The organism is Thermococcus fumicolans (assembly GCF_055386755.1).
The window spans coordinates 1,248,407-1,261,569 of record NZ_AP042424.1 but is presented as its reverse complement, the minus strand read 5'-3'; the positions used below and the strand labels follow the sequence as shown (position 1 = coordinate 1,261,569).

General features: G+C 56.6%; 11 protein-coding genes. 2 read left to right on the top strand and 9 right to left on the bottom strand.

Features of this window, described 5'->3' with window-relative positions:
* Nucleotides 1-30 precede the first annotated feature (30 nt).
* The 4 genes from ACZ5AM_RS06935 to mobA form a co-directional block, all read right to left on the bottom strand.
* A complete protein-coding gene (locus ACZ5AM_RS06935) occupies nt 31-3,018 on the bottom strand; it encodes a peptide transporter (protein WP_464914302.1) in 2,988 nt (995 codons plus the stop codon).
* Complete coding sequence (gene glmS, locus ACZ5AM_RS06930) at nt 3,015-4,823, bottom strand: glutamine--fructose-6-phosphate transaminase (isomerizing) (protein ID WP_464914301.1); 1,809 nt, start codon at nt 4,821-4,823, stop codon at nt 3,015-3,017. The genes ACZ5AM_RS06935 and glmS overlap by 4 nt, the downstream gene beginning before the upstream one ends.
* 69 nt (nt 4,824-4,892) lie before the next feature.
* Complete coding sequence (locus tag ACZ5AM_RS06925) at nt 4,893-6,803, bottom strand: PEGA domain-containing protein (RefSeq protein WP_464914300.1); 1,911 nt, start codon at nt 6,801-6,803, stop codon at nt 4,893-4,895.
* A 64-nt stretch (nt 6,804-6,867) separates the two neighbouring features.
* Nucleotides 6,868-7,458: a molybdenum cofactor guanylyltransferase gene (mobA, locus tag ACZ5AM_RS06920; RefSeq protein ID WP_464914299.1), complete on the bottom strand. Its 591-nt coding sequence runs from the start codon at nt 7,456-7,458 to the stop codon at nt 6,868-6,870.
* A gap of 102 nt (nt 7,459-7,560) precedes the next feature.
* On the opposite strand from mobA, the gene ACZ5AM_RS06915 reads away from it, so the two are divergent.
* Nucleotides 7,561-8,022, top strand: coding sequence for a DUF1931 family protein (locus tag ACZ5AM_RS06915; RefSeq protein ID WP_464916040.1), 462 nt, complete (start codon nt 7,561-7,563; stop codon nt 8,020-8,022).
* Here ACZ5AM_RS06915 and ACZ5AM_RS06910 read toward each other — a convergent pair.
* Genes ACZ5AM_RS06910 through ACZ5AM_RS06890 form a run of 5 tightly spaced genes read right to left on the bottom strand, consistent with a single transcriptional unit; the run spans nt 8,010 to nt 12,114 of the window.
* Nucleotides 8,010-8,336: a PIN domain-containing protein gene (locus tag ACZ5AM_RS06910; protein WP_464914298.1), complete on the bottom strand. Its 327-nt coding sequence runs from the start codon at nt 8,334-8,336 to the stop codon at nt 8,010-8,012. The genes ACZ5AM_RS06915 and ACZ5AM_RS06910 overlap by 13 nt on opposite strands.
* The gene (locus ACZ5AM_RS06905) at nt 8,303-8,575 is read right to left on the bottom strand and encodes a hypothetical protein (RefSeq protein ID WP_464914297.1); all 273 of its coding nucleotides are present in this window, start codon (nt 8,573-8,575) and stop codon (nt 8,303-8,305) included. The genes ACZ5AM_RS06910 and ACZ5AM_RS06905 overlap by 34 nt, the downstream gene beginning before the upstream one ends.
* Before the next feature lie 44 nt (nt 8,576-8,619).
* Nucleotides 8,620-9,306 (bottom strand): multidrug transporter, encoded by a 687-nt coding sequence (locus ACZ5AM_RS06900; protein ID WP_464914296.1) that lies wholly within the window; start codon nt 9,304-9,306, stop codon nt 8,620-8,622.
* Complete coding sequence (locus ACZ5AM_RS06895) at nt 9,303-10,181, bottom strand: ABC transporter ATP-binding protein (protein WP_464914295.1); 879 nt, start codon at nt 10,179-10,181, stop codon at nt 9,303-9,305. Before ACZ5AM_RS06895 ends, ACZ5AM_RS06900 begins: the two co-directional genes overlap by 4 nt.
* A gap of 40 nt (nt 10,182-10,221) precedes the next feature.
* On the bottom strand, nt 10,222-12,114 hold the full coding sequence (locus ACZ5AM_RS06890) for a S9 family peptidase (RefSeq protein WP_464916039.1): 1,893 nt from the start codon (nt 12,112-12,114) through the stop codon (nt 10,222-10,224).
* Between the two features lie 113 nt (nt 12,115-12,227).
* On the opposite strand from ACZ5AM_RS06890, the gene ACZ5AM_RS06885 reads away from it, so the two are divergent.
* Nucleotides 12,228-13,163 (top strand): hypothetical protein, encoded by a 936-nt coding sequence (locus tag ACZ5AM_RS06885; RefSeq protein ID WP_464914294.1) that lies wholly within the window; start codon nt 12,228-12,230, stop codon nt 13,161-13,163.

The following is a 13,163-nucleotide window of genomic DNA, read 5'->3' as shown; positions in this document are numbered from 1 at the left end:
TGGAAGACATGAAGATCAGGAGGGGCTAGCTCACCCCTCCCACACAACGTACTCCTTCTTTGTGATGAACACCGGCTCGAGCCTCTTCCTGTAGACCACGAAGTTGTCGCCGTACTTCTCCCTGAGCTTCTCTATGTACGCTGAGAAGACGTCCTCCGGCACGCTGACGTGAGCCTTTATCTCGTTGTCACCGGCCTTGACGCTCAGTCCGCCCTCGACGGGTATGTATGTGATGATCTCCTGGCGCGGGTCGAGGTAGAAGTTGTCCTTGTAGATGTCCTTACCGTTGGGGGTGAGGTAGTAGACGATGCTGGCGCGGAGGGCGAGGGTCACGTTGCTGTAGTCCTTTCTGAAGGCCGCCTTGAGCTCCATGTCCCCGCTCTTACCTGGGGCTACCGGGAAGCTCGGGCTGACTTCCTTACCGTTCACCTTGACAGGCCCGTCGAGGACGCCGACTGGGCCGTCCTGTACAAGCACCATGCGGTAGTTGGTGGCGTTCGGCACGTTGATGCTGACCGTTATCGGGGTCTCGTTGAGGTGGTTGATGTAAAGCCCCGTGGCGAGCGTTTCCCTCTTTATGAGGCTTCCGTTGTTGTAGGCCTCGAATATGAGCGTCCCGTCCTTAACGTCCCTTCCGAAGGCCGATATGTAGATCCTGAAGGTGTGGTTGCCGACCGGGAGCTTCATCGGCATGAAGGTCGAGTAGACCTGCTTCCAAGTCCCGTTCTCGACGGTTCCGTTGGTCAGCATCTCGATCTTGTAGACGGCGAAGGGCTGGAACCTGTACGTGTTGACCCCGCTCTCGGCCTTCACGAGCTTGAAGTTGGCCCTGAGCTTCATGGACTCGGTCACGTTCCTCGGGTCGAGGTAGTTGAAGGCGAGCTGGACGAAGTTGCTGAAGGCTATCTTGTCGTAGGCCATGATTCCAAAGCTCGGGGAGAACCTGTAGAGGACGTAGGGGACGTTGGGCTGCTTGTTCTGGTAGACCGAACCCGTGGAGAGGTCGACTATGGTGTCGGGCACGTACTGGAGCACCTGGCCGTTCCTGGTCACCACCCTAACGTAGTAGGTCTTGCTCTGGTTGTCGAACACCATGGTGGAGCCGTACTGGGGCCCGACGGGCATGAACATCGGGTTGTGCCTGTACTCACCGTAGGTTATGGCGCCGCCCAGGTAGCTTATGGCGTTGAACTTGTAGATGTCGCTCTGCCAGGCTATGAGGTAGTTCAGGCCCCAGGCCTCGAAGTCCTGCTCCGCCTCGTTACCGCTGTGCGAGAAGAAGTCCGCGAGGATGTACCTGCGGTCGTACGCGTGGCCACCGTCCGTCGATGCCCTCCTGTGCGAGAGGAGGCTCGACTCGATCCAGTAGCCGTAGTCCCACCAGCTGGTCGCGCTGTCAAGCGGGTTCGTGTTGTTCCTCATCCAGAGCAGCGTGTCCTGCCAGCTCTTGGGGACCTGCTCGCCCGCGGCCATACTGCTGGCCATCTTACCCATGTCCCTCGCACCTATCACTGGAAGGGGTAGGAAGAGCAGTATCAGGACGATGGCGTACATCGCCTTGGTACCGAGCCTCTCCTCCATCCTCTCGATGGCCACTATGAACTCCCCGAGGAGGAGGCCCGCGAGGAGTATCACCGCGCCCGAGGCCTGGAAGCTGAACCTGACGGCGGTCCAGAGGAAGTATGTGGCCGCTGCGTAGTAAGTGGCCAGGAAGACCTCCTTGTAGCCGGTGATGTCGCCTCTGTAGAGCTTCCACCCCATCCTGGAGAGTAGAATGAGGAATCCAACCATCGAGAATATGTACAGCATGCCGTCCTGACCTGCCCCGTTGACGTAGTGGATGCTGAAGACGTTCTTCACGTAGCCCCAGTTGGGCCTGGCGAGCTCCGCGACGGTCTGGTAGAGCGGGTTTGACTGGTATGCACCGGCCAGGAACTTCCAGAGATCCCTTCCGAAGTATGCGTAGGCAGCTATAAACCCGAGGAAGCTAACTCCTAAAACTGTTCCAAACCTGTGCTTCTTGTCGGAGTAGTTGAGGCCGATCCTCTGGCCGAAGAGCATCACTGCCGTCAGTGCCACTATGGCGAGGTAAACCTGGAGGGCAAAGATTATGAACGACCTGTACCCTATGAGGGGAACCCCAGTCATCGGCAGGGCTCCCAGGAGGACTACGAGCATCAGCGGGTAGAACTCGTAGGCGAACCTCCTGAGCTCCCCGATCCTTCCGAAGGTGAAGAGGATTATCGGGTGGAGCCCCATGAATGCTATGAGCACACCGAGACCGAACTGGCTTCCCTGCCAGCTCATCATGAAGAGCCAGCTGAAGACTATGAAAAGCGCCCCCCAGAGGATCTTCTTCCACGCTTTACTCAGGTTCTTCCAGTCCGCCCTCTCGTCGAGGTAGTAGGCCATGGCCAGGACTGCGAAGACGAAGAACATGAGGAACGGTGCCTCGCCCCTGGCGTTGCCCGCGTAGGTCTTGGTGTAGTTGGCGTAGGAGAAGGCCAGGAACACCGCCGCCCAGAAGCCTGTCCAGTCGGAGTGGAGCTTCCGGCCCAGGAGGTATATCCCTATTATGGTTATGGCACCTACAAGCGGGGTCCACATCTTGAAGAAGTCGAGCTCTGAGTAGCCCAGGTGGCTGAAGAGTAGGTTGTAGACCTTGGCCGGGATGACGTAGAGACCGAGTGAGCCGCCGAGCTTTATTCCGGCCGGCGGGTCTGCGTAGGCGAAGTAGCTTGGTATGCCATGCTTCACGGCCTCCTTGAAGATCTCGAAGTGGTAGAAAGTGTCCGGGTCGAGAAGGTACTTGAGCTTCGCGGTCTTCATCCTTATGAGGTAGCCGTAGTAGGCAACTATAAGGACGGCGATAGCGATCCCGTAGGTTTTCAGCTTTGGATATATTCCAGCGAGCTTTTTAAGGGACTCAGGCTCCCTCTGGGCTTTTTTGGTTTGTTTGACCTTCTCCTTCTTCCTCTTTTTATCAACGTTCTTCACCATGTCCGCAACCTCCTTCATTCAACCGTAACGGATTTCGCCAGGTTCCTGGGTTTGTCGGGGTCGTTGCCCCTCAAAACGGCCAGGTGATAAGCGATGAGCTGGAGCGGGACGACGTAGACTATCGGGGTTAGGAGTTCATCCAGCTCAGGCATCTCTATCCAGACATCGCTCACGTCCCTAACTTCTTCCCTGTCCGACAGGCTTATTATGAGGGCACCCCTCGCCCTCGCCTCCTCTATGTTGCCCATCATCTTGCTGAAGGTCTTCCCCGACGGGGCTATGGCCACCACCGGAACCCCCTCCTCCAGAAGGGCGAGCGGGCCGTGCTTGAGCTCTCCGGCACTCAGCCCCTCGGCGTGAATGTAGCTTATCTCCTTGAGCTTCAGCGCCCCTTCGAGAGCCGTGGGGACTCCTATGCCTCTGCCGATGTAGAAGAAGTCCCTCTTCTCCTTCAGGCTCTCCGCGAGCTCCTTCAGGCTCTCTTCGTGGGCGAGGGCTTTCTCGATCAGCTCTGGAATGGAGTTAAGCTGTTCCTCCAGGCTCCTGAGGTACTCCTCATCGGCGGTCCCGAGAGCCCTGGCGGTCTCTATGGCAAGAATCGTGAGAACGGTCAGCTGAGTGGTGTAGGTTTTGGTCGCCGCAACCCCTATCTCCGGCCCGGCGTGGGTGTAGAGCGTTAAATCGGCTATCCTCGTTGCCATACTTCCAACGACGTTCACTATTGCGAGCACCTTCGCTCCCTTCCTCTTGGCCAGCTTCATCGCGGCGAGCGTGTCCGCTGTTTCCCCGCTCTGAGTTATGGCTATGACTAGGGTGTTCTCATCAACCAGATCCTCGAACTCGTAGCGGAACTCGCTAGCCTCCTCAACGAGGGGAACCTTCTTCGCCAGCCGCTGGAAGAGGTACTTGCCCACGAGGGCGGCGTGGTAAGACGTCCCCATCGCGACGAAGATTATCTTCTCGTATCCAGCGATTTCCCTGGCCACCTCACCTACGATGCCCCTGTTGCCGTGTATGGCGTCCCTAACAGCCTTGGGCTGCTCGTGGATCTCCTTGAGCATGAAGTGGGGGAATCCGGCCTTCTCGGCCATCTCGAGTGTCCACTTTATCTCGTGGACGGGCTTTTCGACTTCTTCCCCGGTCCTCAGGTTTTTGACGGTGTAGGAGTCCTTCGTTAGGATCGCGTACTCCCCATCGTCGAGGAAAATCACTTTGTTCGTGTACTCCAGAAAAGCGGGAACGTCGCTGGCGGCGAAGTTCTCCCCGTTGCCCAGGCCCAGAACGAGCGGGCTCTCGTTCCTGACGACGTATATCCTGTCCGGTTCATCAGCGTAGATTATGCCGAGGGCGAATGAACCCTCAAGCCTGTTTAATGCCTTTCTCAGGGCTTCCTCAAAGCTACCCGAGCTCTTGAGCTCCTCCTCTATGAGGTGGGCTATCACTTCCGTATCGGTATCGCTGGTGAGGGTGTGCCCCTTTTTCAGCAGCTCTTCCTTAAGCTCGGCGAAGTTCTCTATGATGCCGTTGTGGACCACCGCTATTTTGCCCGTGCAGTCCGTGTGGGGGTGGGCGTTGGTGTCGTTGGGGACGCCGTGGGTGGCCCAGCGGGTGTGGCCGATGCCCCTGTTGCCCCTCATCTCGTTGAACCTTAGTTTTTTGACCAGATCGTCAATCCTGCCAGCACCCTTTCGGATTTCTATCTTCTCCCCGTCGGCGGTCACGACGCCGGCGGAGTCGTAGCCCCTGTATTCGAGCCTCTTCAGGCCCTTGATGATAACGTCACAGGCTTTTCTATCCCCGATGTAGCCTATTATTCCGCACATGATACCACCCTTAGCGCTTACGCCTGGAGTACATAACGGTTCCTCGTTAAAAGAGTTTCTGCGGGGGACTCAGCGTCCCCTCCTGAAGAGCCCTAAAGCGAGGGCCAACAGAAGGATAGCCCCCGGGCCGCAGATGCCGCCCCCACCGGAGGAGGATGTGGAGCTTCCTGAGCTGGTCTCCGGCGAGGAGGTAGTCGTGCTCCTTGAGCTGGTTGGGGTTGTGGTGATCGCTGATGTTGTGGTTGTCGTGGTTGTACCGGTGGTTGATGAAGGGGAGGTCGTCATCGGCTCCAGTGTCACGCTGACCTTGAGCTCCTTCCCGGCCTCGATTTCGACCTCCTTAGAATACCTCCCGTAACCTTCCTTGGTGACCCTGAGTTCGTACGTCCCGGGAGTTAGGTTGAGGCTGAGGGGGGTGAAGCCTATGAGGGTGCCGTTGAGGAAGACGGCAGCGCCAGAGGGGCTTGAGTCGACATGGAGGGCTCCCTCTTTTGCCTTGGGGATCAGCTCCACGTTAAGCGTCTCCTCCTGGCCCGAGCGGACGTTCACCGTGGTCTCGTAGGGGTAGTGATTCTCCATAACGACCTTCACGGAGTGGGTGCCGGGTGGAAGCGTTAGAACGGTCTCCCCCGCGATCCCGGCGGCCAGGTTCCCGTCTATGTAGAGCTCGGCCTTTTGGCCCTCAGAGCCACTTTCTGGGCTCACCTTAACCCTGAGGATGCCGCCCTGGGGCAGATCCTTCGGCGTGAGGTCTATGGGCTCTGCAAGGGCGTTTGTGATGGTAGCGCTCACGTCGCCCTTACTTTTGGCTTCCCCAGATATCCCGAAGACGCTTGGATCAACTTTCTCGGAGGTGTAACCAGGCATCGCCCCGTTGTAGGGGAGCTTTGCTATAAATCCGTCGGTGCCCCTGGTCGTGGAGAAGCGGCCCGTGTCCCCCAGCAGTACCATGTAGCCCTTCGTCCCCTTCAGCCCTGTGGGGACGTCCGAACTGCTGAGGTTGTAGAGCACGCTCATCGTGGGCGAGCCGCCCTGGCCAACGCCCAGGATCCAGGTTTTTCCTGAGACTGCCGATCCTACGAAGAGCCCCCTCTCCGGGAGGTAGAACGCCCCGGCGTGGACTGGGTTTGAGATCCCGTTCTTGTAGCAGCGGGCCCAAACCAAAGAGCCGCTCCCGTTCAGGTTCAGGACATTAAGGCAGTTTCCGTTGCTCGTAACGATGGCCGAGCCGCTTTCAGAGACTACCACTGCCGGGTTACTCCCCGAGACGGCGGTGTATTCAACGGCCCCCTTGACTGTGCCGCTTATCGGGTTGATGCGGAGGAGCACGGGGCTTCCGTCCTCGGACGTTCCAGTTGCGAGCAGGTCCCCCCCGTCGAAGGCCAGGGAGTGCTTGAATGAGGGGTACACCGAGTAAGTCCTCTGCCAGATGACGCTGCCGTAGGGGTTCAGACGGAGAACCCAGAGGCGCGGCTCACCTCCGACCTCAGTGTAGCCCGCCACGAAAACACTGCTCCCGGCCGTGACGACCGACGTCCCCATGTCGGATTCGCTGAGGCCGTAGACCTTTGCCCACAGGGGGTTTCCTTTATCGTCGAGCTTCATCACGAAGAGATCCGAGTTCGCGGGAGTGCCGGCTCTCCTCACCGTTCCAACCGCGATTACGTCGCCCTTGTCGTCGATGGAAACGTCTTTGAGCTCTACCTCCAGCCCGTTCCCCCCGGGAACGTAGTACTTGGACCAGAGCACGTCCCCGTAGCGGTCTAGCCTGAGAACCCAGGGGTAGAGGGAACTGTCAACCTCGGTGCTCCCCGCGGCCACCAAATCCCCGTTCGGGAGGATCGCTAGGCCAGTTAGCTCGTCGTTCCCGCCGCTCCCGTAGAACCTCACCCAGAACTCATCCCCGTTTGACGCTCCCGCAATGCCTGAAAACACCATCAAAGTGAGCAGTGCCGCAGTTATTAACACTCCCATCCTCATGTCGCCCACCGAATCCTCTCGCTGGCATTTTCCCTTAAGCGTTGTGGTCTTCCCTGGCCATAGGTTAGCTCTCCGGGTTCATCGCCCTCTCTGCAAAACGGACGTCGAGGGGATTCCTGACCTTGAAGAAGCTCAGCGTAACTTTGGGGTTCCTCTTGGCCAGCTCCTCGATTGATACCGGCTCGTAGTCGAGGAACTCCGTTATTCTGCCCAGATTTCTGTACCCCTCGGCTAAGGCTGCCTCTATGGCGTCCGCTAGTGCATCCGGCTCGTAGACCGCGTGCGTAACCTCCGCCGTTCCGTCCTTCCAGACGGGTATCAGAGCATCAGGCTCGCCCTCGTAGAAGAGGCCCACCAGGTAGTTCACCAGGAAGGGCATCACGAGCGGCATGTTGCCCTCAACCAGGAAAAAGGGCTCATCGGGAAGGGTCTTCAGAAGGGCCTCGGTTTTACTCCTCGCGCTCACCGGAACGGGGTTCAGAACGTGGAGAGAGTAGGTTTTGAGTTTGTCCTTTCTTACGACTGTGAGGGTCTCGTCTACCCTCTTGCTCATCAAGAGTCTTTTCTCGGTGAGTTTTATCACCGGGTCGCCGTTGATAGGCAGTGTGTAGTTCTCCCACCTCTTTTCTGGGAACGCGAGGATTAGGGCTTTCATGGGTTTGAAGTTTGAGGGGCCATTTAAAAACCCTGCCCACCGAAACTTTTAAATACTAAAGGTTACTAAAATTGGGTGGAACACACGGAGGAGGTGATGGACATGGCGGAGATGATAATACCCTACCCCCAGCTCCAGAAGATTCTGGAGAGAACCTGTGAGCTCGCGGTGATCAAGCCCCGCGCCGAGGAGATGATGGAGATCGTCGAGAAGAAGCTGGCGGATCTCTTCGAGGTTGCCTACGAGAACGCGAAGGCCGAGCGCTCCGAAACCATAAAGCTCAGGCACATACCGATTACCAAGGGCTTCAAGAACAGCATGAACCTCTTCAGGGCCGTCATAGAGGACGAGAAGGTTCAGATGGAGCCCATCAGGAAGTACGTCCTCAAGAAGATACCCGGCGACATACCTCTCGAGGAGGAGGTAGTCAACGAGCTCCCGATTATAGCGGGAACCCTCTTCGTGCTCGTTGGAAGGGTCATCAAGGCCCTCCATCCAGAGATCAAGAACGTCTATCCTGAGCACATCGAGGAAGCGGGGAAGGTGCTGGATTACACGCTTTGAAGGTTTAACTCCTTAAACTCTCCTTTTATCCACTCGAAGTGCCTGTCCTTCGTGAAGAGCATCAGCTCGCGGTTTATCGCAACGGCGGCAACCACTGCATCAACCGCCGGAATCGGTGTTCCCTTTTTCACCATCGCCTGAGAAATCTTGATTGCCAGCAGATAGTCCTCCAGAGTTGGTGTTATCACGGTTAAGCCAAGCTCGAGACCCCTTGGAAACTCAACGATGTTGAGAACCGTCGTGTATCCCCTGAGCTTCTTCCCGGATTTGAGAGCGTCAATCAGGACGTTGGTGTCGTAGAGAGCCTCTTCCATTCCTCATCCCTCGTTTCTTTGAGTGCCTCCTCGTACTTCTCAACCGGCGTTTCCTCGAGCTCCTTCCTGAATTCTTCACCGAGGAGGGATAGCAGTTCTTCCGATTCAAGCTCTTCCGCCTCGATTTTCGCGAGATACTCTATTATGGCCCTCCTCGCCACCTCGCTCCACTTTATCTCAGGGTGCTCCTTCATCTTCTTGTATATGTCGGGAGGAACGGAGAGGGTTATGTTGGGCATGGGATCACCGCACATAATTATGTGGGCTCACGTATTTAAGACTTTCACCTCTCCCGCCACTCGACCACGGAAAGAGCCGAAAAACCCACTATCAACCAGAAAGCCAGGGAAAGGATGGCAACCCCCGTCGCCTTGCCGCTCATGACTGCCGAGGCGCTCACAGTGGGAATCAGGAGCAGGGGTTTCCTCAGTGGCTCCGGAACCACGCTGAGTGGGTAATACACCGGCGGAAAGACCGTCAGGAGTGTCGTTAGAATCGTTGAGAGTCGCATAACCGTTAGGGGCTCCCTTATCCTCGCCCCGAGGAACGTTCCCAAGGAGACGCTCCAGAGCCAGAGGGCAGTTACCGCGAAGAGAATTCGGGGCAAACTCTCAACTCCCCCACTCATGGTTAGGAAAAACGCCAGCACGATGACGTAAGGAAGAGCGGGCAGGCTCATGCCGATGGAAACCCCGAGGGTCTTCTCGATTCCTCTCCCCGGGATGGAGGTGAAGATGTCGTAGAACTTCGAGCGGACCTTCATGCCCACGAGCTCTATCGAGAGATCCGCTATTCCAACCCCGACGATGAAGCTCACCATCGCACCGGCTATCGCTGAGGAAAGGAACCTTCCCCCGCTGACGACATAGACTATGAAGACGAACGAAAGGGGCTGTATCGCGAAGCTGAGCATAGATGCCTTTCCCTTCATCAGCGCCCTGCGGTAGTACTCCACTATCGCGAGAATCATTCAAGATCACCCACGAGAAACACATCTTCTATGGTGAGCCCCTCCCTCCTGAAGGGGAACCCGAGCTCTTCAAGGAGCTCTATGGCATCTCTTTCCTCGGCCTTTGAGCGTAGGTAAATGAAGGTGTTCCTTCCGGCTCTTCTTACCACGAAATCATCCTTGAAGTCGCCGAAGACGACGAGCTTCGAGGTGAAGCCGGAGAGGTAGTGCTCCGCTATTTTCTCTGGCTCTCCGAAGGCGAGGACCTTGCCACCCTTGACGAGCAGGACCAGATCTGACACGCTCGATATCTCGTTGAGGTAGTGACTCGTCAGGACTATCGTTGAAGTCTCCACCCGTTTTCGGAGTATCTCCCACAGCCTAAGCCTGCTCTCGACGTCGAGGCCAACGGTGGGCTCGTCCAGGAAGTAAAGTTCTGCATTGGCCGACAGGACCATCGCGAGGAGGGTCTTCCTCACCATCCCGCCCGAGAGCGTCGAGACTATCCTGTCCGGATAATCAATCCCGAACTCCTCCATGGCTCTCTCAGCCCTGCTTTTGGCTTCCCCCTTCGGCAGGCCGCGCATCCTGAGGTAGTGATAGACGTACTCGAAAGGCGTTAGCGTGTAGAAGTGTGCTCTAGCCTCCTGCGGGAGGAGGGCTATCCTCTTCTTTATCCCGTCCCTGCACTTCTTTATCTCCTCTCCAAAGAGCCTGACGGTTCCCCCGTCATAGGCCAGCAGACAGCTCAGAATCCTGATGAGGGTGGTTTTTCCGGCACCGTTGGGCCCGATTATCCCCAGGATAACCCCCTCGGGGACGGAAAAGGATACGGAGTCGAGGGCCCTTAGGCTTCCGTAGTACTTTGTCAGACTCTCGACTTCGATGACCTTCATACTTGGAAACTTTCAGGGGCGAAAAATAAAAGATTTTGGGCTACTTGAGCCACCTCTCCATCCACCCAGCTATCAGCTCCAGCCTCTTAACCCTGTGCTTCGGCTTTCCACTCCTGCTTAAGTCGTGGTTCTCGCCCGGGAAGAGCGCAAGCTCGACGGTCTTGCCGAGGTACTTGAGGGCCGTGTAGAACTGCAACGCCTCGGGAAGCCAGCACCGGTAGTCCTCGGTCGAGTGGATTATGAGGAGAGGTGTTTCAACGTTGGGAGCGTACTTCAGTGGGCTCTTCTCCCAGTAGCCCTCTGTGTTGCTCCAGGGGTCGCCGCCTATCTGGTCCGGGGCGAAGAAGTAGCCTATGTCCGTCGTTCCAAAGAAGCTCACCCAGTTCGAGATTGAGCGCTGGGTAACTGCCGCTTTGAACCTCTTCGTGTGGCCGACTATCCAGTTCGTCATGAAACCGCCGTAGGAACCGCCGGTAACTCCTATCCTTTCTCCATCTATGAAGTCGAACCTCTTTAGAGCCTCGTCAATGACCTCCATCAAATCCTGATAATCCCTCTCACCGTAGTGTCCCCTTATATCGGCGAACTCTTCTCCATAACCGTCGCTACCGCGCGGGTTGGAGAGTATCACAACGAAGCCTTTGGCAGTAAGAACGTGGAACTCGTGCATGAAGGAGTAGCCGTAGGCGGTTTTAGGCCCGCCGTGGATCTCAAGAACGGCCGGATACTTCCTCCCGGGTTCGAAGTTCACGGGCCTCATAACCCACGCGTCTATCTCAACGCCGTCGCTGGCCCTAACTTTGAAATACTCGGGCTTGGAGAGGGTGTATTCCCTAATCCAGCCGTTGAAGTTGGTGAGCTTCCTCTCCCTCCCGTCCCTCAGAACGTATAGCTCCAGGGGAGTAACGGCGTCCTGGGCCGTGAAGGCTATGTAATCCCCTATGGCAAAGCTCTCAACGCTCCTGTCTCCGCCGACAACGCGCTCTATCTTCCCCTCGAGGTTAACCCTGAAGAGGTTCGCCTTCGGCCCGTCGGTGGCAACATAGTAAACCCAGCCGTCCCTGAAGACCAGCTCCGCCCTCTGGCTCCCCCTAACATCGCTGTTGAGGGAGTTGTATGCCGAGCGGTCAAGCTTGGCTGTTAGCTTCCTCATCTCGCCGGTTTCGGGGTTGTAATAGTAGATGTGGGTGTTCGTGGGGATCCCGCGCTCGCGGGTGTTGGTCTTGATAATGAAGGTCCCATCGTCGAGCGGAATGAAATCCGAGATGCTCCACTTCCCCGGCGTCAGGCGTCTCGCTTTCCTCCCTTCAAGCACGTAGAGGTCACTCACCATCGGCTTCCTCTCGCGGTCTTCCTGGGCAATGAAGTAGAGCTTTCCTCTGTGGAAGCGAACCTGCGAGACGTCGAGGTTCTTCGGCGTCAGACGTTTCTTCTTTCCGGTTTCAACGTCCACCAGATAGACGACGCTCCTCTTCCCGTAGACCCAGCCGACGCCGTTGAACCAGAAAGGAAGCTCTTTGATAATGTGCACATCATCTTTGGGCTTCTTTTCGACGTCTATTGGCGTCACAACCGCTATGCCCTTCCCGTCCTCGGTGAAGCGGAGGTTTTTGATTCCGTACTTGAACTTTGCTAAGAGTCTCGCCTCTCCGCCGTCGGTCGGGATGACGTAGAGCTCGGCCTCCTCACCTTTATCGCGCTTTGAGGTAAACGCCACAAGCTTTCCGTCCGGCGAGAACCTTGGATTGGAGTCCTTTTTGCCGGAGGTGAAGGGCTTAACCTTCCTGCCATCGTAGAGGTAGAGCCTCGAGAAGTAGTCGTCCTTCTCAACGCTTATCTCCGTCACCTGGAAGACGAGTTTTCTCCTGAAGGCATCAACGTTGCCAACGAGCCTGAACTTTCCGAGGTCCTTCTCAGCTAGACCCTTCGGCATTAGAACCACCGAATTAATTCGGTCTTTTTCGTATAAAAGCTTAGCGTTTCGATTATCGTCTGAAATGCACCCTATGAGAAAAGGTAATAAACCCCAAACCAACATGTTTCTTCATGAGAGGAGCCCTGAAAGTAATCGGTGTTGCTGTGTTGATCCTCATCTTGACGTCCACATTTCAGTGGGTTGAATACGAGAAGGCCTACGGGGTGGCAGAGGCTCTCCCCTGCAACGGGACGCTCGCACCGTACAGGGCCGAGGTAACGTCTTTTCTCCCTCCCTGGGATCTTCTTCAAAAAGCCCTTGGACAGAGGAAAAGGCGCGGTGAGATCGAGATCCTCGTCCCGGAGGGGGTTAGGGGTTCAAAGAAGAGCCTAGAGTACGACATCCTTCTAGATATTGCCTCCCATAGGCTCAGCTCCGATGCTAAAGATCTAAGGAGCATGCTGACCGGCGGAAACTCCACAGAACACGTGAAGGACATGTTTTTCTGGGTAAAGGTGGACTACTTCGTTATGAAATTCGCCGGGGACTACGGGAAGAAAAACCTCACGGAAGTGGTCATTAAACCGTCACCGCCCCTCGGCTGGCTCATAGAGGTTAAAGATGCACTCTCAGTTCTCAACGAGCCTGTCAAAAACGTACTCTTTGCATTTTTGCTGTCGTTGGGTATATTTTCCCTGGCACTCCTCTGGTTTTACATCCTCGGCAGGGTTTTTCAGAGGTTTGGGGTAAAATCCTCCGTTCTGAAAGGTGTACTTGCAGTGGTAACCCTGCTCTTGATCTCCTTCCCAGCCGCTCGTGTTGTCCTGTGGCTGGGTGGGAATGCGGATCGGTCCGAGACCTGGGGCGGAGAGAACTTCTGTGGTTGGGTGGACATCCCAGAGGGCCGTCTTTGGAATATGGCCGTCGATTACGTGTACTCCCACGAGAACACCAGCTCCTGCGAGGTCCTCGGCTACCTCAGGGGGCACCTCACCCGGGGGGAGTTTGAGACCCTTCAAAGGGCCGTCCGCGTTGAATGTCCCCAGCTTATCCAAAGGGAGGGATGA

Bases quoted from the DNA above. Each gene is read 5' to 3' on its own strand.
- mobA (WP_464914299.1), bottom strand. From the start codon at position 7,458: ATGAAAGCCCTAATCCTCGCGTTCCCAGAAAAGAGGTGGGAGAACTAC.
- ACZ5AM_RS06895 (WP_464914295.1), bottom strand. From the start codon at position 10,181: ATGAAGGTCATCGAAGTCGAGAGTCTGACAAAGTACTACGGAAGCCTA.
- ACZ5AM_RS06890 (WP_464916039.1), bottom strand. From the start codon at position 12,114: ATGCCGAAGGGTCTAGCTGAGAAGGACCTCGGAAAGTTCAGGCTCGTT.
- ACZ5AM_RS06905 (WP_464914297.1), bottom strand. From the start codon at position 8,575: ATGCCCAACATAACCCTCTCCGTTCCTCCCGACATATACAAGAAGATG.
- glmS (WP_464914301.1), bottom strand. From the start codon at position 4,823: ATGTGCGGAATAATAGGCTACATCGGGGATAGAAAAGCCTGTGACGTT.
- ACZ5AM_RS06885 (WP_464914294.1), top strand. From the start codon at position 12,228: ATGAGAGGAGCCCTGAAAGTAATCGGTGTTGCTGTGTTGATCCTCATC.
- ACZ5AM_RS06925 (WP_464914300.1), bottom strand. From the start codon at position 6,803: ATGAGGATGGGAGTGTTAATAACTGCGGCACTGCTCACTTTGATGGTG.
- ACZ5AM_RS06915 (WP_464916040.1), top strand. From the start codon at position 7,561: ATGGCGGAGATGATAATACCCTACCCCCAGCTCCAGAAGATTCTGGAG.
- ACZ5AM_RS06935 (WP_464914302.1), bottom strand. From the start codon at position 3,018: ATGAAGGAGGTTGCGGACATGGTGAAGAACGTTGATAAAAAGAGGAAG.
- ACZ5AM_RS06900 (WP_464914296.1), bottom strand. From the start codon at position 9,306: ATGATTCTCGCGATAGTGGAGTACTACCGCAGGGCGCTGATGAAGGGA.
- ACZ5AM_RS06910 (WP_464914298.1), bottom strand. From the start codon at position 8,336: ATGGAAGAGGCTCTCTACGACACCAACGTCCTGATTGACGCTCTCAAA.